The sequence below is a fragment of the Bradyrhizobium cosmicum genome (genome assembly GCF_032290525.1).
Taxonomy (GTDB): domain Bacteria; phylum Pseudomonadota; class Alphaproteobacteria; order Rhizobiales; family Xanthobacteraceae; genus Bradyrhizobium; species Bradyrhizobium cosmicum_A.
Window position 1 is genome coordinate 548,428 of record NZ_JASXTA010000001.1, and the last position, 19,403, is coordinate 567,830.

Consider the following 19,403-nt stretch of genomic DNA (forward strand, 5'->3'; position numbering starts at 1 on the left):
GGAAGCGCGACGCTATATCGTCAGATTGAAACCCAAATGCGAAAGCCACCCGGCGGCGAACCCGGATGGCTTTCTGGAGGACCCGAACGTGCCGTTGCAAAGAACGTCCAAGCAAGATCAGTATAGCGCTGCCAACTCCATTCCGCAGGACAACCGACCTCAAATCCGGTCGAAAAAAGTCCCGCAGCGGGTGCGCCAGTCAGTCTTTAAAGACAAGAAAATCCTCGCAAAAATAGCAGCTTTCCGCGTTCCGCCCGAGTTGCTGGCCGGCGAGACTTCAGTTGCACACCCCACACTCTCTAACCTCTCTATCGACAGCTCTGTAACACCCTCCAACGACAACATACCCGTGTGGGCTCTTACCGGTGACCTAGTCAAAGCCGTGGCCGCGACAGCGGCCCTCCAGATCGCAGACAAGCCGGCCTATGCGTTCACCTTCAATCTGACAGCGAAGGCGCGGGAGAAGGCCCTGACTCATCCCCGGGGCTTCCTGGAGTCACTAAAGCGGTCCTTTGACAAGCAACTGTCCCGGGCTGGCATTCGATTGCCTTACTGGTTCTGCATTGACCGCGATTGGGACGGCCGGCTGCATATCCATGGTGCATTCGCTGGCGTCACTGAGAACGAGATCCTGAAAGAGGCGATGTCGAAGGCTTGGGGCGAATGGCCGGGGCGAGGGAAGCAGTTTCAAATCGATATCAGGCCGCTACGCGATGACGGTTGGGCGACCTACGCCACGCGCAACCTGCGCCGGGTATCGGGCAAGATCGGCCCTGCCTTCACCGTGACCCGGCCGCTGCAACAGGACGCACAATGGACCTACGAGGAGATCAGGGAGATCATGTCTTCTTCGTCCAAGGTTTCCACGGGGCGTCGTCCGGTTCATCCCAGACAACCTGTGCAACGCCTATAGGGGTTCCTACGGTCTGAGCGACTGACCGGACGGCTATTGCGGCTTCCGCCGAAGGGTGAACGATGCCGCTGAGATATCGGCGGCCATCTTTGTCGGCAAAGACGTTGGTGTATCCGTTAAAGGTGGTAAACTTAGACATCCGGTTCTCTTCCTCAGCTTTTATTTGCCGCTCGCGACCAACGCCTGAGGTGCTTCGATCGTCTTGACGTTGCTCCCTCCTTCGAGCTGAAGAGCCGGTTGCACTCCGTTCGCCGCCTCCGCGAGCTCTTGCGCCATTGCAATGATCAAGCTCTCGCCATTGGCGAACAGCATACGAGCATCGCTTTCGGTTAGAACGACCCGGGGGTGAACGATAGGATTACGATAATCTTCTCGCATTTGGTCTAGTTCGGTGAGCGTCTTTTTCAACGGGCACGGAGTTGGGTTTTTGGCCGCGATCTTCTCCAGCGCAATGATGTAGTCCTTCCAGCCATTCAGCGTCTCGTCCGGCTTACCGCTGAACAGTTGATAGTAGACCTCAAGGCACGCCTCGACAGCTCGGGCCACATGGAAGCCGGAGGCAGACAGCAGATTGAAAGCCAAGCACCGGCCGGCCGCCTTCCAATCCTCTTTTGCCTTCTGCGGGATATGCGGCCGCAAGTCCGCAGGAAAGGTTTCGTCGGCGGCATCCACCAATGCTGGTGTATGATAGATGCCGCGGCGCGGCACAAAATAGGTGGCCGTCTCGCGCATCTCTTCGGCGAAGACGGTCTCAAACTCCTTGATCGCCAACCTTATCCAATTCAACTCCCATTCATTGACGGGTGGTTCTTTTTCGTCAGGAAATCGCAGGGTCGGCTTGCCATCGGCATCGAGCACTTGAAATTTTTCGTTGTAGAGCGCGGCCATCCGCCGAACCGTCTCTCGTGCCTTCCCCTCAGATATCCCTATGGGGATTGGCTGCCCCGTTATTAGCTCTTCCATCTTCCCCTTCGCCTGCCATAAAGGCCAAAACAGGCGCTGCGATGCAACATTCCCGGTTAGCTCGACAAGCGTTTGGATGGTTTTACCAAAGTCATAAAAAGAAAACGGGTTGATTCGCTCCACTTCGTCCTCCGCGCCAAACCCGTAGACTACTATGCCCCTTGTAGTTGCACAAATGGTCGGCGAGCGAAGTCCACCAGCTTGTAAGTATGGGCTGATAGGGAAATAAAATCCGACCTCTTGACATCCCATCTGTGCACTGCCTTCCGGGTTCAGCGTTCACTTACTTGGTGCTCCTGGCAACTTGTCGCCGACTCGCAAATCGCGCATCTCGATTCACGTGCATCACCAACATGGGGCTGACAGATGACTACCGACTTAGGCACGTTCATTCCGACCTCGACCTACAACGATCTCGTGACCGCCATCTTAGAGATCAACGACCGCAATCCCTTCAGCGAAGGCAGCGCGGCCGCCCGATCGTGGACCGAGAACGAGATCAAGCTAGTCCTCGGCATGACCGGCGACATCTGGCCGCGCGAAATCTACGACGATCTTGTCATTGACGGGCTGGAGCATGTGGAGCGGCGACAGAACCTAATCCATGTTGCCTTTCCGCAACACCGCGTTCTTTAATTTGAGAAACCACGCGCGATCCTGATCGCGAACGCTATAGCCCAAACTGGCGATCGGCTTCACGGCCGTTAGCCTCTCCTCTGTCAGTGCAACCAGCCGGCGCGCATCACTCGCCGGCTGGCTTTTCGTCAGGGGAGACCAAGTCAACTGATCATTGGAGAAGTGAATGCCGAGAGAGACCAAAGTAGAACGCGAACGCCGCGTAGCTATGGCGACTGACGATCTAGTCGTGAAGCTCACGCCGAGCGTTGACAAAGAAATCAAAACGATTCGCGCCGCCATGCGGAAGCAAAAACTTCCGATACCCGGTGAACCTCGGATTGGTGACCTGACCAAAGCGCAAGCTCTCGCCTACAGCAAGCAATTTGTGCAACTGGCGTTCATGCTGAATCAGGTCGCGAGCGATCTTCCAGATACGCCGGAAGAAAAGAAACGGCGCAAGGAATTCATGCCTCGAGGAATTTCGATCTAAATCACAAAGGGCGCGGATCACACCGCGCCCTTTGCCTTTTATGCTACGCGACCTTGCCTGAGACGGTCTCTCGCGCTTAGATTGCGAATGGAAGCTGGGAAGAGGTCATGGATTACCGTGTCGAAAATCGCGTCGTGCTGAGCACCGAAAGAGAGCACAAGAATCTCTACGATTGGTCGATCAAAGAATTTGACAGTAAGGGCAGACAGATCGGGCGAGATCAGATCCCCTGGGGATACAGTCTATACTTCGAAGTGATCGAATTGATCCCTTCATGCAACCTCAACATGACCGCTGATGGTCCGGAAGGACTGGCTAGCAACGCAGAAGTCTCGGAGCATATCTTTGGAAAGCTGCGACCTTCGATCGAAGCGAGGCAGTCCGGCACCTACTCCATGTTCGGCACACAGCGTCAGATATCGGAATTTGGACTATTCATTTATAGATCTGCTAACGACGAGGATCGCTGTCAATTGTGGGGCTCGATTGGCTACACGACTGAATGGGATTTCGAAAGTCAGACCCAGGAGGATAGTATCCAAGCCTACGTTCATCTATCCGCTCCGAAATTTGAACACCTCATGAGCTTCATAAAATTTCCGAGGCCGACCAGCGCAGGGCTGCGCCTGACGGGAGTTTCTGGATTCTACTCGGAATGGTCACCGTCGATCAGAACGGACCATATCAAGGTTTTGGCCAATGCTGCGGATCAAAAAGTGGAAGCCCCTCAAGGACTAGAGTTCGGTCCACCTGTGTTGGGTCGCGTGCGCGAATTCGACCTGAGTTTCCAGCAGAAATATCCGCTTATGGTCAAAGAGAGAGGCTAGGGAATTCTATCGCCTCAATCATTGCCACGCGCTCCCGCAGAGGACCTTCCGGCAGCACGCCATAGCGCCCTGTGGTGCTAGCCTTGGTATGCCCCAGCAACACGCCATGCTGCTCATCCAGGTAACCGGCAGCGCGGAAGGCATCTGTGACGTTATGCCGAAAGCTGTGAAAATTAACCCGCCTGTCCACCTTCACGCCGACCGCCTTGAAGTAGCCATTGAAGAATTTCGAGGCATCGCCGAAATAGCCGCGTTTGTCGCGCCTCGCCTCGGGAAACAGGCGCTGCTCTCCGCGCGCGACAACGCGGGCATGATAATCGAGGAAGCCCAGTTCGATCAGCCTAGAATGCACCGGCACCACGCGCATTGATCCGCCCGTCTTGGTGCTCTTCGCTGCGCCGTCCCCGTCTTCGTCGCCGACCTCGGTGATATGGAGGATCCAGATCCCGTGAAGCTGGCGCACATCGGCCGTCAGCAATTGGCAAAGCTCGCCCAGGCGCGCACCGGAATAGATCGCGATCAGTGGAATCCAATACCGCCAGTCTCGCAACGCGACATTGCCCGGCTTGCTTTCAGCGTCATCGCCCAGGCAGGTGCCGAACAGCGGTGAGTTGAAGATCGTCTTTAGCTGCTCATCGGTGAAGGGAAAGCGGTTCTTCCGTCGCTTGTCGATCGACAGATACATGCCGCTCATCACGTCATCCTCGATGTATTCGTTCTGCAACAGCCAGCGGGCAAAGCTGCCGAGCGCGGCGAGATACTTGTTCACCGTCTTTTGGCTGATCGCTGGCTTTTTGATCGTCGCGTTAGCCTCGATCACCTTCCGGAACGACATGCCCTCGAAGGCCTTGCTGTCGGCCGCCTTCACCGGCCAGCGGGCCAGTTCCTGCTTCCAGTTGCGCACCGCTTTGCGCGTAACCACCGAGACGTGCGATGCCTCGCCGACGAACTCGGCAAAGAGCTTCACGATCTTTCGGTTCTGATCCCAGGTGTCCGGCCGCGCGTCGCCAATCCGCTCAGCTTTGAACTTATCGTAAAGGGCCATCAGGGTTTCGCCGGGTGCGGCAACCCGCTTGCCCTGGGTGAGATCGGCCGGCACCACGATCGGATCAGACGGCACACCAGACCAGTTGCCGGCATCGCGTTCGGCCGCGCGCTCCAGAACCTCAACCTGGGCACGTTGCAGCCGCTGGCACAGATCGCGATAGGCTTGTGAGCCCTTCACGATCAGAAGCCGCTCGCTCTGGATCACGTCGTCCGCCTTCCATTCGACCAAGGCCGTCTCTCCAGTGGCAAGATGCTTACGAAGCTTGGCAAGCTGGACGGAACGGCGCTCGCGGTCCAGCTTCGCCGCGTCCTTCATGGCGATCAGCTCAATGGTCGCGTTGAGCTGCACCAAGGGGTCAGGGGACCACGCCACGCGTCCTGCCTCGATGTCGGCAGCGAGCTTGCCTGTAGCCTCCTGCACGTCGGCGTTCGTCGGCAGCGATGCTCGCGCCCGGCCATCGTGCTGAAGCTGGCGCTCATAGTGCGTCCACACCGCCGCCTGGAGATCGGCAGGCGAGGGCTCCCGGCGCTGCTCCAGATCAGCGAACTGGGCTCGGTAGGAAGCAATCACGGGCGCCGCACGATCGCGAGCTTGTCGCGGGTCAGTCGTCTTGAGGGACTGCCAAATTTCCTTCCGCTTGAGCACCGGCTGAAGCTTCAGCGGCACGCCAACCCGGACATAGTAGGAGGTGCGACCAGGACGTTTTTGGATGTTCGTGGCGATCGACATTCGAGTCCTCGTAACCGTGACTCGTAACCACTACTCGTAACCGTTCGGCGTTAAAAGCTGTTTTCTTTCATGCCTTTATTGAAATCGTTGATTTTTTGCTGGGGGTCCCCAGGGTCCAGGTTCCCCAGCCAGTTCCGGGCGATCTCCTTTGGACGGACGTGTTGGGCCCGGCGCCGCAATGACGCGATCGAGGCCCCAAGGCATCGGTGCTAGCCCGGTTTGCTGCGCGCAGCCGGAGATCAGCAGCACCGAGGCCTTGACGTTGCCGAGGGCGTCGGACGGATCGCGCCGCTTCAGGATCGGATCGTAGGTCTTCCTGTTGGCCTGGTAGACGCGCAGCGCCACCTCGTCCGGCATCGCGCGATAGACGGTGCCGGGGACGGCGCGTGCCATGGCCTGATAATGCAGCGCCTTGCTCACGCTGCCGCTGTGGCAACTGTCCGAGAGCAGCACCAGTCGAAATCATAGGGAACGAGACATTCGTCGACGTGATCCGGCTCGCCGTGGATGTTGTAGCGCGGGATCTGGGCACCGTGTCCCGAATAGAACAGCATACGCTCGTCGCCATCGCGAACGCCGTCGAGCAGCCAGTGCAGCCAGTCCATGATCCCTTGCGTCGTGGCGCGGTCGTTGAGGACGATACGGATGTCCTCCGGCTCGAAGCCGCTCTCCTGGAGCACCGAGCTCATCAGGAAGACGTCGTTGACGCAGCCTTCGAGCCTGCTGGTGGGGTCGGGGTCGTCGTTGATGCCCATCAGCAGGGCGCGGCGGCCGGGTTTGACCGCAAGGCTCGCCATCTCTCGCGCGGCACTCACGATCGCGCGCGGCGGGCGCCGGGGCGGCATCGTGCCAGACGGTCGCAACCGTGCCGGTGTGCGACAGGTACCACGTCGCATCGTGATTCAGGGCGTCGTTGGGAACGTCGAAGGACACCGTGACCTGCTGGTAATTGTCCGCGCGGATGTCGAGCGGATAGGTCAGCACGTGATCTGCGGAATTGTAGAGGTGATACCATTTTCGGCAGGTCAGCGGCTGAATGCGGCCCGCAAAGACGTCGCGCACGCGACCGTTTGCCTCACCTCGCAGGCCGCATGGCGAGTCGGATCGCCGGGCGCAGCTTCGTCCTCGGGGCTCATGCTACCCAAGGAGATCCGTGATGCCCTATGTCGATGGTTTCGTGCTGGCCGTGCCGAAGGACAAGATCGAGGCCTACAAGGCACTTGCGCAGAAGGCTTGTGCGGTCTGGATGGAGCACGGCGCGCTCGATTACGTCGAGTGTCTGGGCGACGACGTGCCCTACGGCGAGCTCACTTCGTTTCCGCGCGCGGTGATCGCGAAGGAGGACGAGATCGTGGTGTTCGCCTGGATCGTCTACCGCGACCGCGAGACACGCGATGCCGTCAACAAGAAGGTGATGGCGGATGAGCGGTTCAAGGGCGCCGACATGCCGTTCGACGGCAAGCGCATGATCTACGGCGGTTTCACGACGCTGCTGCAGGCGAGCGAGACGGCGGGCTGACTGCGCGCTGCCGGGCGATCCGAAACGGCGGGACGGCTGGCGGATCGTGCTCCGGTCGCGAGCCGGTCCTTACTTGATCTTGTCGTAGGCGGCCGCGAAATCGCCCAGCGGCATCGGGATCGCGATCGTCTCCTTGGCCATGTTCTGGAAGGAGACCTTCAGCTGCTTGCCCGACCGTAAGGCCGCGAGCAAGTCCGCCGCGACCGGCGTCGAGGCGTAGCAGCCGCGGTTCTCGCAGGTCTGGATCTGGAGGTCGACCGCCTTGCCCTCGTCAACCTGCAGCTTGGCGCCGATGGGCAGGTTGAGGCCGAGCGGCAATTGCAGCAGCGCCACCGGCGTGCGGGTGTCGGGCGCGATGCGGATGTTGATCAGGATGATGGTCTGGCCGGTCTTGGTCAGCACCGCGTTCTGCTCCATCGCGCATTCGAGCGGCGCATCGCGGCTCACGCTGGTGCAGCGCACGACCCAGCCGCCCTGCTGCGCCGGAGCAGCGTCAGCCTGTGGCTGCGTCGGGGCGGGTGCAGGCTGTGCGGCCGGGGGAGCGGCGTTCTTCTTGGCGCCCTGTTGTGCATACCCGGCGCTCGTCGACAACAGGAGCGTGGCGGCGAGGGCGACAAGTCTGGATTGCATGAGCATGGCGAAACTGCGTTGGCGTGAACCGGGGGCTTCGCTGTAGCGTCGCGGCAGCCGTGGCGCAAGCTTACTCGGCGGCTTCCTTGACGGTGCCGTGCTCGACCGTCTCGTCGCCTTCGCCGTCACCCGAACGGCCCCAGCCCGAGAACCAGTTGTTGAGCTCGTCGAGATAGAGATAGACGACCGGCGTGGTGAACAGCGTCAGCGCCTGGCTGACGATCAGGCCGCCGACCATGGCGTAGCCGAGCGGCTGGCGGATCTCGGCGCCGGTGCCGTGGCCGAGCATCAGCGGCACGCCGCCGAGCAGTGCGGCCATCGTCGTCATCATGATCGGACGGAAGCGCAACAGCGCGGCCTGGCGGATCGATTCCGCCGGCGTCTTGTGCTCGTCGCGTTCGGCGGCGATGGCGAAGTCGACCATCATGATGCCGTTCTTCTTCACGATGCCGATCAGCAGAATGATTCCGATCAATGCAATGAGGCTGAAGTCGAAGCCGGCCGCCATCAGGATCAGGAGCGCGCCGACGCCGGCCGAGGGCAGAGTCGACAGAATCGTGATCGGGTGGATGTAGCTCTCGTAGAGGATGCCGAGGATCAAATAGACCACGACGAGTGCCGCGAGGATCAGCAGCGGCACGGTTCCGAGCGATTGCTGGAACGCCTGTGCGGTGCCCTGGAAGCTCGAGTTCAGCGTCGGCGGCGCGCCGAGATCGGCCATCGCCTTCTGCACGGCCTCGGTGGCCTGGCCGAGGGCGACGCCCTGCGCGAGGTTGAAGCTGATCGTGATCGCCGGGAACTGGCCCTGGTGGCTGATCGAGAGCGGACGGACCGGATCGGTGGTCCAGGTCGCAAAGGTCGACAGCGGCACCTGGTCGCCGGTCAGCGGGGACTTCAGATAGAGCTTGTTCAGGCTCTCGAGGCTGCCCTGCAACTCCGGCAGGATCTCGAGGATCACCTTGTAGGTGTTGAGCTGGGTGAAATACTGCGTGACCTGCCGTTGTCCGAACGCGTCATACAGCGTGTCGTCGATCAGCTGCGGCTGGATGCCGTAGCGCGAGGCGGTGTCGCGGTTGATCTTGAGCTGGACCGTGGTGCCCTGCGTCTGCTGGTCGGTCGCAACGTCCCGCAGCTGCGGCAGCGTCTGCATCTTGGCGAGGATCTTCGGCGCCCAGTCGTTGAGCTCGGCGAGATCGGCGTCCTGCAACGTGAATTCGAACTGCGTACGGGTCGGCCGGCCGCCGAGCCGGACGTCCTGGGCCGCCTGCATGTAGAGGCGGGCTCCGGGCACCTTCTCGAGCTTGGGACGCAGGCGCGCGACGATCTGCTGTGCAGAAGCCTCGCGCTCGTTGCGCGGCTTCAACGTAATGAACAGGTTACCGTTGTTGCCGGCCCGGCCGCTGCCGCCGATCGCCATCGCGACACTCGCGACGTCTGGGTCGGCCATGATGATCTTGCCGAGCTCCTCCTGCCGCTTGACCATCTCCTTGAAGGAGATGTCCTGCGAGGCTTCGGAGGTCGCGGTGATCAGGCCGACGTCCTGCTGCGGGAAAAAGCCCTTCGGGATCAGCACGAACAGGTAGACCGACAGGCCAAGCGTCGCGAAGAAGATCATGAGCGTCGTGCGCCGCCAGGCCAGGGCATGATCGAGGATGTATTCGTAGCCGCGCAGCACGCCGTCGAAGGCGCGTTCGCTCCACTGGTAGAACTTGCCGTGGGTGACCTCGCCATGGGCGCGCAGGAAGCGCGAGGCCATCATCGGTGTCAGCGTCAGCGACACGAACATCGAGACGAAGATGGTCATCGCCAGCACGACGGCGAACTCGCGGAACAGGCGCCCGATGATGCCGCCCATCAGCAGCAGCGGGATCAGCACGGCGACCAGCGAAATGCTGATCGAGACGATGGTGAAGCCGATTTCCTTGGAGCCCTTGAAGGCCGCTTCCATCGGCGAGTCGCCTTCCTCGATGTAGCGGGTGATGTTCTCGAGCATCACGATGGCGTCGTCGACGACGAAACCGACGGCGATCGTGAGCGCCATCAGCGACAGATTGTCGAGCGAATAGCCGACGACCCACATCAGGGCGCACGCGCCCAATAGCGCCAGCGGAACCGTGATGGTGGGAATCACCGTCGCCCAGAAGCTGCGCAGGAAAATGAAGATGACCATGACCACGAGGGCGATGGTCAGCAGCAGCGTGAACTGCACGTCCTCGACCGCGGCGCGGATCGTGGTGGTGCGGTCGCTGATGAGCTCGATCTTGATCGCGGGCGGGATCGCCGCGACGAGGCGGGGCAGGGTGGCCTTGATCCGATCGACGGTCTCGATGACGTTGGCGCCCGGCTGCTTGAAGATCACCAGGAACACGCCGCGCTTGCCGTTGGCCCAGGCCGCCTGCTTGGCGTCTTCGGCGCCGCTGACCGCCTGGCCGATGTCGCGGATCCGCAAGGGGCCGCCATTGCGGTAGGCGATGATGACGTCGTTCCAGTCCTTGGACTGGGTCAGCTGGTCGTTGGCATAGATCGTGTAGGCGCGCTTGTCTCCGTCGATATTGCCCTTGGGGCTGTCGACCGTGGTGATCGCGATCTGACTGCGTACATCCTCCATCGACAGGCCCTTGGCGACGAGTTTCGCCGGGTCGATCTGGATGCGGATGGACGGCTTCTGCTGGCCGCCGATGAACACCTGCGCGACGCCCGAGAGCTGGCTGATCTGCTGGGCGAGCTGGGCGTCGACGGCGTCGCTGACGCTGGTGAGCGGCAGCGTCTCCGACGTTGCCGACAGCAGCAGGATCGGCGCGTCGGCCGGGTTGACCTTGCGGTAGGTCGGCGGCGAGGGCAGGTTCTTCGGCAGCTGGCCGCTGGCGGCGTTGATCGCGCCCTGCACGTCGTTGGCGGCGCCGTCGATGCTGCGGTTGAGGTCGAACTGGATCGTGATCGACGCCGTGCCCAGATAGCTCGTCGAGGTCATCTGGGCAATGCCCGGGATCTGCGCGAATTGCCGTTCCAGCGGCTGGGCCACCGACGAGGCCATCGTCTCCGGGCTGCCGCCCGGCAAATTGGCGGTGATCTGGATGGTCGGGAAGTCCACCTGCGGCAGCGGCGCGACCGGCAGCAGGGGGTAGGCGACGAGACCGACGAAGAGAATGCCGGCCATCAGCAGCGAGGTGCCGATGGGATAACGGATGAAAGGTGCCGAAATCCCGCCCTCGGTCATTCCCGTCGTACCTTGTTCTGGGCCGGGTCGGAGCTGGCCACCGCCGTCGAGACGAGACTGCCTGGCTGCACCTTGAATTGACCGCCCGTGATCACCTGCTGACCCGGGCTCAAGCCTTCGTCGACGACCGAGCGTCCGTCGATGGCGTAGCTGACCTTGATCTTGTGCACTTCAGCCTTGTTGTCCTGATTGACGGTATAGGCGTAGAGGCCGTTGGTGGAATGCTGGACCGCGTCGTCCGGAACCACGGTCGCGTCCTTCAGCGTCCGCACCAGAAGACGCGTCGACACCGACTGGCCCGGCCACAGCGCGTGATCCTTGTTGTCGAACACCGCCTTGAGCCGGATCGTCCCGCTGGTGGTGTCGACCTGGTTGTTGATGACCGCAAGCGTGCCTTCCGCGAGCGTCTTCTTGCCGTCGGTGGTGAATGCGATCACCTTCAGCGCCCCGGCCTTCTGGCCTTCGCTGATGTAGGGCAGCTGATCCTCAGGCGCGGTGAAGATCACCGAGATCGGCTCGACCTGCGAGATGGTGACGATTCCGGTCTGCGTGGAAGCGTTGACGATGTTGCCGACATCGACCTGGCGCAGGCCCGCAACACCTGTGATGGGCGACTTGATCTGGGTGTAGTCGAGCTGGGTCTGGGCGTTGGAGATCGCGGCATCGTCGGCGGCGATCTGGGCGGTGAGCTGGGCGACTGTGGAGCGCTGGGTGTCGACCCGCTGCGCGGTGGCGAATTCGCCGAGCCTCATGGCGCGCTGAAGTTCGAGATTGGCGTTGGCCAGACTCGCCTCGTCCTGCGCCTTTTTGGCCTTGGCCTGGTCGAGCGTGGCTTGATAGGGGCGGGGATCGATCGAGGCCAGAAGCTCGCCCGCTTTGGCGATCTGGCCTTCGGTGAAGGCGATCTTGTCGATTTGGCCGTCGACCCGGCTCCGGACTTGTACAGTGTTGAAACCCTGCACCGTGCCGAGGCCGGTCAGATAGACTGCAAAGTCGACCTTCTGGACCGGAGACACGCTCACCGGGATTGCGGGCGCGCGGGGCGGGCCCTTCTGGGCGACCTGGGCTTTTCCGGCATCCCCCGCGCCGAATTTCTGCCAACCGTAGTATCCCGCGGAGGCCACGGCCGCGATGATGACAATCCAGAGTATCGGCCGCGATTTTTTCATATCGGCTCGTTGGCTCGCATGCCCTAAGCTACGAATTGTGGGGCAATCATCGGGTTCCAAGGGTTTGTATATTACACGCCAAGTTCCAGTGTAAACAGCACTATCGGTTGAGAATCCTAAACAATTGGAAAGCTTTGCACTGCGGGCAACTCTCTGGCGCGGCGGTGTGCAGTGCTGCATTTTCCTGCCACGAACGATCCGCGAGCAAGGCTTGTGCAATGCTCGGGGCCGGCAAGGCGACGGTTCGCAAGAACGGTTCTAAATCCTGCGCACGCCGATTCGGTTGTCAGGAAAATCGGCATCGGTCATATCGGCGCTACAACGGGAGCGCAGGATGGACGAGTTGAACGGCAAGCTGATCGCGTGTCAGATTCTGATCACGGGTCTGATCGCGCGCGTCGCCAACGAGCAGCGCGATCCCTTGCGATTTCTCACCGACTTCCGCGACGAGATCAAAGCGGTCGTCGGCGGCATCAACATCGCCGGCATGGACAACAGCGATCGTGTGCGCGCGGTCGCGCAGAAAACCGTCGACGAATTGTTCTCGCTGATGAAGCCGCCGAGCAGTGATTAACATCGTTCAAGTGAAGCGGGATTTCGCGGTATTTTCGCGCTCGTATTAGAACGAGTCCAGGCTACGGGTTTTAGAACGATTTCAAACTGCTGTTTAGAATCGTTTTGAACTGGACGTATTCCGATGTTCTCGCCGCGTGCGCGCATTGACCCGCTATTTCGCGGCCGATACCAACACCCATCGTTCGTCGAAGTGAGTGAGCGAACAAGAAGATGGGGCGTTTGGTAATGGGGCAGGTGGTCGCACCGAGATCGTTGCGTTCGGTCGCAGCGCTCAATGCGTTGGATGACAAGTCCGCGGGAATGTCCGGCAAGAAGGCCTCCGCAGTCGCGAGCCTGATCGCGGTGGCGTCCGTGTCAGGCGCGGAAGCGCAACAATCGAACCTGCCGCCGGTGACGGTCGATGCGCCCGTCGCGCGTCCGCGTCCGGTGGCCTCGAAACCTTCACCCGAGCAGGTCCGTGCGCGCAATGCGCTCCGCCGCGCCGCCCAGCGTCAGCAGGCGGCGCAGCAGACTGCTCCCACCGTCCCGGCCGGCGAAGTCGATCGCAATCCGTATTCCGATCCGGCGGCGCCCTACAAGGTCGACCACGTCCAGGCCTCCGGCAAGTTTCCCGAGAAGATGCTGAACACGCCGAAGTCCATCACCGTGCTCAGCAAGGAGGTGCTCGAGGACAAGAACGCCACGACGCTGAAGGAGATCGGGCGCTCGACCGCCGGCGTGACGCTGGGCTCGGGCGAGGGCGGCAACGCGTTTGGTGACCGCTTCTTCATCCGCGGCTTCGATGCGCGCAACGACGTCTTCATCGACGGCATCCGCGATCCCGCGGTCTCGATCCGCGAGAACTTCTTCACCGAGCAGATCGAGATTCTGCGCGGCCCGGCCTCGTCCTACGCCGGCCGCGGCACCGCCGGCGGCGCCATCAACATCGTCACCAAGCAGGCCGGCGACGTCAACTTCAAGCGAATGGACACCGAGTTCGGCACCGACAGGACCAAGCGCGTCACGCTCGACGTCAACCAGGTCATCGACCCGACCTTCTCGGTGCGCGTCGGCGGCCTGTTCCAGGACGCCAATGTCGCCGGTCGCAACTACGTGACCGACGATCGCTGGGGCAGCTTCATCTCGACCAAGTACACCCCGACCAACGACATCAAGATCACGACGAACTACGTCCACACCGACCTCAGCGGCCTTCCGGATTTCGGCGTGCCCTTTTACCGGCAGGGCAATGTCCCGGTAACGTCGGCCGGCATTCCGCGCGGCAACTGGTACGGCTTCCTCAACCGCGACTTCCAGACCGCGCGGCAGGATTTCGGCACCGGCACGATCGAATACAGGGTTAACGAGGCCATCACGCTGACCAGCAAGGTGCGTGGCGAGCACTCGCTGCTCAACTACATCGGCACGCTGCCGCAGAACCCGAACACGACCAGCCCCAATCCGCTGCTCTGGACCACCACGGCGAGCGCGCAGAGCCGCTACCAGAACGTGGACGTGTGGGCCAACCAGAACGAGGCCACGTTCAAGCTCGATACCAACGGGGTCAAGCATACCGCCGTGTTCGGCGTCGAATATTCGAACGAGAACATCTCGATCGATCGTTACGCGGGCCTCGCATCGGAACTGTCCGGCTCCCCCTTCACGAGCAATGGCGCGGTGACGGGCGTCAATCTCTACTCCCCGCAATACACCAACATCCCGTTCGGCATTCCGGCGCTGGTCGGAAACCCGACGCGCTATGGCGTCAACACCAGCAGCGTCTACGTCATGGACACCGCGAACTGGCAGGACACGGTCATCGTGAATGGCGGCGTCCGCTATGACGGCTATAGCCAGAGTTCGTCGACCAATGCGGCCTATCTGAAGCAGAATGCCGATCTGGTGAACTACAACGTCGGGCTGGTCTACAAGCCGATGTCGATCGGCAGCATCTATGCAGCCTATGCGACCTCGGCCAATCCGTTCGGGTCGGAGCTTGATGCGACCGCGACCGATTACGGTGGTGTTCCGCCCAACACGGCCGTTTTGCTCGGACCCGAGCGTAACAAGGCGATCGAACTCGGCACCAAATGGGAGCTTGCCGATCGACACCTGCTGGTGACCGGTGCGCTGTTCCAGACCACCAAGGACAACGCGCGCGAGACCGTCAGCGGCCTGCTGACCTCGGGCGCTGCCTACAGGATCCAGGGCATCGACATCGAGGCCGAGGGCAAGATCACCGATCGCTGGAGCATCTTCGGCGGCCTGGTGCTGATGCAGTCCAAGGTCACGCAGAGCGGGGTTGCCTCGAATCTCGGTCTGCAACTGGCCAACATTGCCCACCAGTCGTTCAGCATGCTGACCAAGTACAAGCTCGACGACGGCTGGGAACTCGGCGGGCAGGCGGTGTATCGCTCCAAGGTCTATGGCGGCACCTTCGCGGCGAACACCAACGAGCTGCCGAGCTATTGGCGTTTCGATGCGTTCGTCGAGAAGAAGATCGACCAGAACTGGACCATGAAGTTCTACGCGCAGAACCTGACCAACAAGCTCTATTACGACTCGTTCTATCGCAGCGCGGTGCCGTTCGTGGCCGTCGCGCCGGGACGGGCGTTCTACCTCATCACGACGGCGAAGTTCTGATCATGTTGACGTGCCTGCCTGGCGTTCTCAGCAAGGATGATGTGGCGGATTTCCGCCGCATCATGGACGCCAGCGACTGGGAAGACGGCCGCTCCACCGCGGGCGCGCAGTCGGCCATGGTCAAGCGCAACGAGCAGCTGCCGCCCGACGGCGAGGTCGCGCGCAAGCTCGGCAATCGCATCATCTCGGCGCTGACGTCGAACCCGCGCTTTATCGCGGCGGCAATTCCGCTCCAGATCTTCCCGCCGCTGTTCAACCGCTATGCGGCTGACAGCGGCCACCATTTCGGCCTGCATGTCGACAATGCGATCCGCGGCGACCGCCTGACCGGTCTTCGCATCCGCACAGACCTGTCGGTCACCCTGTTCCTCGCCGAACCGGAAGAGTATGATGGTGGCGAACTTGTGATCGAGGACACCTACGGATCCCACGAAGTCAAGTTGCAAGCCGGGGACTGCGTGCTCTATCCCTCGACCAGCCTGCATCTGGTTACGCCGGTGACGAGGGGAACGCGGGTTGCGTCTTTCTTCTGGCTTCAGAGCATGATACGGGACGACCAAGCCCGGAGCATGATCTTTGACCTCGACACCGCGATTCAGGCGCTGGTGGAACGGCTCGGGCGTGACGATCCCGAAACGGTCAAATTGACGGGTATCTATCACAACCTCATTCGCTACTGGGCCGAAGTATGAAGATCATGTCCTTCCAAGCAAGCCTTGCCGCAGCTCTGGTGCTGGCGGCTGCCTGGCTCGCATCCCCTGTTTCCGCCCAGACACAAACCGCGCCCGCGGCACCGGCCCCATCGACGGCTCAGCCGTCCGCAGTCAGCCCGGCCCCGGCTGCTGCCCCAGCCGCGGCGGCGCCTGCGGCTGCAAAGTCCGATACGGCGGCCGGCGTCGCGCCGGCCATGAAGGAATTGTCGCCCTGGATGATGTTCATGTCCGCGGACGTCATCGTGAAGGCGGTGATGATCGGGCTTGCCTTTGCCTCGCTGGTGACCTGGACGGTGCTCATCGCCAAGTCGATCGAGCTGTCGGTCGCCTCGGCCAAGCTGCGTTCGGCGCTGAAGAAGATCGCGGAGGTGCGTTCGCTCGCCGAAGCGCAGATGGCGCTCGGCTCCAAGGAGGGCATCCTGCCCTCGTTCCTGGCGGCGGCACTGCGCGAGGCGCGGATGTCGGCCGGCCTGTCCAGCGACGCCGGCATCAAGGAGCGCGCGGCCTCCAGCTTCCAGGAAATCGTGCGCGCGGAGGCGCGGCGCATCCGCATCGGCATGGGCGTGCTCGCGACCATCGGCTCCACCTCGCCCTTCGTCGGCCTGTTCGGCACGGTCTGGGGCATCATGAACAGCTTCATCGGCATCTCGAAGTCGCAGACCACGAACCTCGCGGTCGTCGCGCCCGGCATCGCCGAGGCGCTGCTCGCCACCGCGATCGGCCTCGTCGCGGCGATCCCTGCGGTCATCATCTACAATCACTTCTCGCGCGTGACGAAGGGCTATCTCGAACTCGTCAGCCGTGCCTCGGGCGCGGCGGCGCGGCTGCTCTCGCGCGATCTCGATCGCAGCCACGGCAGCGTGCATTCGCGCGCGGCGGAGTGAGCCATGGGCGTTTCGCTTGCAGACAACGATGACGACGACGATTTCTCGGAAACGCATGACATCAACGTCACGCCGTTCATCGACGTCATTCTGGTTCTGCTGATCATCTTCATGGTTGCAGCCCCGCTGTCGACGGTTGACCTGCCGATCGATCTGCCGACGTCCAGTTCGACGCCGCAGAAGAAGCCGGACAAGCCGACCTATCTCAGCATCAAGCCCGATTTGACGCTCGCCATCGGGGAAAACCCGGTCCACCGCGCCGAGTTGCTCGGCACCCTCGACAGCCTGTCCGACATGAGCAAGGACAAGTACGTCTTCCTGCGCGCCGATCGCTCGGTGCCGTATGGCGAGTTGATGGGCGTCATGGAGCTGTTGCGCTCAGGCGGCTATACGCGGGTGAAACTGGTCGCGCTGGAAGGCGCACCGGGGGCGCCCGCGGCAGGCGCCGCTCAGCCGTAGAGGCCCGCCTATGTCGGACGAACCCAGATCATCCCGGACGCTTTGGATTTTGGCAGCGGTGGCGGCGCTTGCGCTCCATCTGGGCGGTGCTGCGCTCGCGCTGGCGCATCTGCGGACGGACGACGGCGACGATGGCTTGGGCGCGGCCGGCGCGGAGTTCGCCGTCGAGATGGCGTCGCCTCCGGTTCAGGAGTCCGACAGGCCGACCGGACCTAACGACTCCGAAGCCCAAGAGGAACGTCCCGAGCTTCCGGAGCAAAAGGCCGAAATCAAGGAGACCGAGCTTCCCCAAGATCGGCCGCAGGAGGCCGAGAATCCCGATCGCCTCGTCACGGAGAACAAGGCGAAGAAGGAACAGGACGACGATCCGAAGATCGCTGCGGTCGAAACGCCGGCCATGGAGGCGGCCCCGAAGCAGATTGACCAGGAGCGGCAAACGTTCGAAGACGCGACGCGCGAGGCCGACAAGGCCATGGCGCCCGTTGTCGGCATCGGCAAGGACATCTTGAAGATAACGGCCGACTGGAACCGCAAGATCAGTGCGCACCTTACGGCCCATAAGGTCAACCCAGAGGGCAAGGAGCCCAGCAATCAGAAGGTGAAGGTCAGTTTTGCGATCAACCGGCGGGGCAACGTCCTTGCGGTCGACGTCGTGGAATCGTCCGGGGACACAGCTTACGATGCGGCCGCGGTCTCGATTGTCCGCAAGTCCGATCCCATCCCGCAGCCGCCCGCCGGATTGGCCGAAGACCGCTTCGAGCGCACCGTCGACATCATCTTCACGCCGCCGGACGCGAAGAAAAAGAAGAAGACGGCTCAGCGCCAGTAGAGCCGGATCCCGGCATAGACCACGACCAGGCAAGCGAAGATCAGCGCCACCGGGAGCGGCCGCTTCTGGGTTCCGCCGGCTGCCGTCGCTCCGAAGAAGTTGGCCTTCTTCGGCTTCGGGTCGGGGCGGCGGAAGGCGGTAACATTGTCCGCTGCCGGTTCTGTCGAACGGGGACGTACGTCGGGCGCGGTTCCCGCGCCGCCCATCTCGACATAGTAGGCCTTGTAGATCGCGCCGATGGTGGCCTCGCTGGCCTCACCCTCGCCCATCTGCGCCAGCAGGTTCTTGTAACTGACGAGGAACTCCTGCGCCTCCGGAGGCAGCGCGGACGCCCCGTTGAGCTTGGCCATCATCTTCCAGGTGGCAAAATCCGCGCGGGCGCGGGTGTCGGCGCGTCGCGCGATCAGCATATCGGCAGCTTTGACCAAGTCGGCCTCGAGCCCTTCGGCTTGTGTTCGGGTGTCGCTGTTCAACTACGCATTGCCGGTCAGGAAGAGAACAGCCTTAATCACATAACCGGTCAACGTTCGCAGTATTGCTGAAATAACATCAAGATTTAGACCGAACTGCGAGCCCGCCAGCGGCAGCAGGATCAAGAGGCCGATCAGGATCAGCATACCGAACGGCTCGAGCCGGGCCAGCGGCGAGGCGAGGGGCCGCGGCAGCAGCCCGACCGCGACGCGCCCGCCGTCGAGCGGCGGGATCGGCATCATGTTGAACACCGCCAGCACTGCGTTGATGACCAGCGCGTTCTTGAGATTGTCGAACACCCATTGCGCCGAACCGGCCGGCGCCCAGGGCAGGGCGTGGAGGGCAAGAGCCGCCGCGAGCGCCAGCAGGATATTGGTGGCGGGCCCGGCCAAGGCCACCCAGACCATGTCGAGCCTGGGATGGTTGAGCTTGCGGAAATTGACCGGCACCGGCTTGGCGTAGCCGAACAGGAACGGCGAATGCGCGAACAGCAGCATCGCCGGCAGGATCAGGGTGCCGAACGGATCGATGTGGCGAAGCGGGTTGAAGCTGACGCGGCCGAGCTGCGAGGCGGTGTTGTCCCCAAGGCGATGCGCGACAAAGGCGTGCGCGGCTTCGTGGAAGGTGATGGCCAGCACCAGCGGCAGCACCCACACCGAAATGTCATAGAAAGAAACGTTCACGGCTCGTTTGTCCCGGTCCGGCTGCGGCCTTGCGGCCGTCCCG

General features: G+C 62.1%; 20 protein-coding genes. 11 read left to right on the forward strand and 9 right to left on the reverse strand.

The genetic code is table 11. The features are described from left to right. Positions 1–25: 25 nt before the first annotated feature. Positions 26–913 carry a hypothetical protein gene (locus QSV46_RS02670; RefSeq protein WP_314945928.1) on the forward strand — a complete coding sequence of 296 codons (888 nt, stop codon included), beginning with the start codon at positions 26–28 and terminating at the stop codon, positions 911–913. A gap of 159 nt (positions 914–1,072) precedes the next feature. Here QSV46_RS02670 and QSV46_RS02675 read toward each other — a convergent pair whose 3' ends face one another. Beyond that, positions 1,073–1,999, reverse strand: a complete 927-nt coding sequence (locus QSV46_RS02675; RefSeq protein ID WP_314945930.1) for a hypothetical protein — start codon at positions 1,997–1,999, stop codon at positions 1,073–1,075. Between the two features lie 243 nt (positions 2,000–2,242). On the opposite strand from QSV46_RS02675, the gene QSV46_RS02680 reads away from it, so the two are divergent. The 3 genes from QSV46_RS02680 (at position 2,243) to QSV46_RS02690 (ending at position 3,811) form a co-directional block, all read left to right on the forward strand. Next, a complete protein-coding gene (locus tag QSV46_RS02680; RefSeq protein WP_314945932.1) occupies positions 2,243–2,512 on the forward strand; it encodes a hypothetical protein in 270 nt (89 codons plus the stop codon). A 166-nt stretch (positions 2,513–2,678) separates the two neighbouring features. After that, complete coding sequence (locus tag QSV46_RS02685; RefSeq protein WP_314945934.1) at positions 2,679–2,984, forward strand: hypothetical protein; 306 nt, start codon at positions 2,679–2,681, stop codon at positions 2,982–2,984. Positions 2,985–3,091: 107 nt separating this feature from the next. Then, on the forward strand, positions 3,092–3,811 hold the full coding sequence (locus QSV46_RS02690) for a hypothetical protein (protein WP_314945936.1): 720 nt from the start codon (positions 3,092–3,094) through the stop codon (positions 3,809–3,811). Here the strand turns inward: QSV46_RS02690 and QSV46_RS02695 are convergent. The 3 genes from QSV46_RS02695 to QSV46_RS02705 all read right to left on the reverse strand — a co-directional run bounded on the left by QSV46_RS02695 (position 3,795) and on the right by QSV46_RS02705 (position 6,403). Then, positions 3,795–5,588: a site-specific integrase gene (locus tag QSV46_RS02695; protein WP_314945938.1), complete on the reverse strand. Its 1,794-nt coding sequence runs from the start codon at positions 5,586–5,588 to the stop codon at positions 3,795–3,797. The genes QSV46_RS02690 and QSV46_RS02695 overlap by 17 nt on opposite strands. 75 nt (positions 5,589–5,663) lie before the next feature. Beyond that, positions 5,664–6,008, reverse strand: coding sequence for a hypothetical protein (locus QSV46_RS02700; protein WP_314945941.1), 345 nt, complete (start codon positions 6,006–6,008; stop codon positions 5,664–5,666). Further along, positions 6,005–6,403 carry a caspase family protein gene (locus QSV46_RS02705; protein ID WP_314945944.1) on the reverse strand — a complete coding sequence of 133 codons (399 nt, stop codon included), beginning with the start codon at positions 6,401–6,403 and terminating at the stop codon, positions 6,005–6,007. The genes QSV46_RS02700 and QSV46_RS02705 overlap by 4 nt, the downstream gene beginning before the upstream one ends. Before the next feature lie 341 nt (positions 6,404–6,744). Between QSV46_RS02705 and QSV46_RS02710 the strand changes: the two genes are divergently transcribed. Further along, a complete protein-coding gene (locus tag QSV46_RS02710) occupies positions 6,745–7,107 on the forward strand; it encodes a DUF1428 domain-containing protein (RefSeq protein ID WP_314945947.1) in 363 nt (120 codons plus the stop codon). Positions 7,108–7,176: 69 nt separating this feature from the next. Here the strand turns inward: QSV46_RS02710 and QSV46_RS02715 are convergent, their stop codons facing one another. The 3 genes from QSV46_RS02715 to QSV46_RS02725 all read right to left on the reverse strand — a co-directional run bounded on the left by QSV46_RS02715 (position 7,177) and on the right by QSV46_RS02725 (position 12,123). Continuing rightward, entirely contained in the window at positions 7,177–7,743 is a 567-nt protein-coding gene (locus QSV46_RS02715) for an invasion associated locus B family protein (RefSeq protein ID WP_314945950.1), read from the reverse strand. 64 nt (positions 7,744–7,807) lie between these two features. Beyond that, complete coding sequence (locus tag QSV46_RS02720) at positions 7,808–10,954, reverse strand: multidrug efflux RND transporter permease subunit (RefSeq protein ID WP_314945953.1); 3,147 nt, start codon at positions 10,952–10,954, stop codon at positions 7,808–7,810. Beyond that, on the reverse strand, positions 10,951–12,123 hold the full coding sequence (locus QSV46_RS02725; RefSeq protein ID WP_314945954.1) for an efflux RND transporter periplasmic adaptor subunit: 1,173 nt from the start codon (positions 12,121–12,123) through the stop codon (positions 10,951–10,953). Before QSV46_RS02725 ends, QSV46_RS02720 begins: the two co-directional genes overlap by 4 nt. Before the next feature lie 334 nt (positions 12,124–12,457). On the opposite strand from QSV46_RS02725, the gene QSV46_RS02730 reads away from it, so the two are divergent. The 6 genes from QSV46_RS02730 to QSV46_RS02755 all read left to right on the forward strand — a co-directional run bounded on the left by QSV46_RS02730 (position 12,458) and on the right by QSV46_RS02755 (position 18,206). Further along, complete coding sequence (locus QSV46_RS02730; protein WP_314945958.1) at positions 12,458–12,697, forward strand: hypothetical protein; 240 nt, start codon at positions 12,458–12,460, stop codon at positions 12,695–12,697. A gap of 227 nt (positions 12,698–12,924) precedes the next feature. Next, positions 12,925–15,321, forward strand: a complete 2,397-nt coding sequence (locus QSV46_RS02735; protein ID WP_314946476.1) for a TonB-dependent receptor — start codon at positions 12,925–12,927, stop codon at positions 15,319–15,321. A gap of 2 nt (positions 15,322–15,323) precedes the next feature. Next, positions 15,324–16,013: a Fe2+-dependent dioxygenase gene (locus QSV46_RS02740; protein ID WP_314945961.1), complete on the forward strand. Its 690-nt coding sequence runs from the start codon at positions 15,324–15,326 to the stop codon at positions 16,011–16,013. Continuing rightward, positions 16,010–16,918 (forward strand): tonB-system energizer ExbB, encoded by a 909-nt coding sequence (exbB, locus tag QSV46_RS02745; RefSeq protein WP_314945963.1) that lies wholly within the window; start codon positions 16,010–16,012, stop codon positions 16,916–16,918. Before QSV46_RS02740 ends, exbB begins: the two co-directional genes overlap by 4 nt. Before the next feature lie 3 nt (positions 16,919–16,921). Beyond that, positions 16,922–17,377 carry a TonB system transport protein ExbD gene (gene exbD, locus QSV46_RS02750; RefSeq protein WP_314945966.1) on the forward strand — a complete coding sequence of 152 codons (456 nt, stop codon included), beginning with the start codon at positions 16,922–16,924 and terminating at the stop codon, positions 17,375–17,377. Positions 17,378–17,387: 10 nt separating this feature from the next. Further along, the gene (locus QSV46_RS02755; protein ID WP_314945968.1) at positions 17,388–18,206 is read left to right on the forward strand and encodes a TonB family protein; all 819 of its coding nucleotides are present in this window, start codon (positions 17,388–17,390) and stop codon (positions 18,204–18,206) included. On the opposite strand, the gene QSV46_RS02760 is transcribed toward QSV46_RS02755, so the two are convergent. Together QSV46_RS02760 and QSV46_RS02765 are read right to left on the reverse strand one after the other, a co-directional pair. Continuing rightward, positions 18,194–18,616 (reverse strand): hypothetical protein, encoded by a 423-nt coding sequence (locus QSV46_RS02760; protein ID WP_314946477.1) that lies wholly within the window; start codon positions 18,614–18,616, stop codon positions 18,194–18,196. The two genes, QSV46_RS02755 and QSV46_RS02760, sit on opposite strands and share 13 nt — an antisense overlap. A 63-nt stretch (positions 18,617–18,679) precedes the next feature. Further along, positions 18,680–19,360 (reverse strand): site-2 protease family protein, encoded by a 681-nt coding sequence (locus QSV46_RS02765; protein ID WP_314945970.1) that lies wholly within the window; start codon positions 19,358–19,360, stop codon positions 18,680–18,682. Between the last annotated feature and the right edge of the window lie 43 nt (positions 19,361–19,403).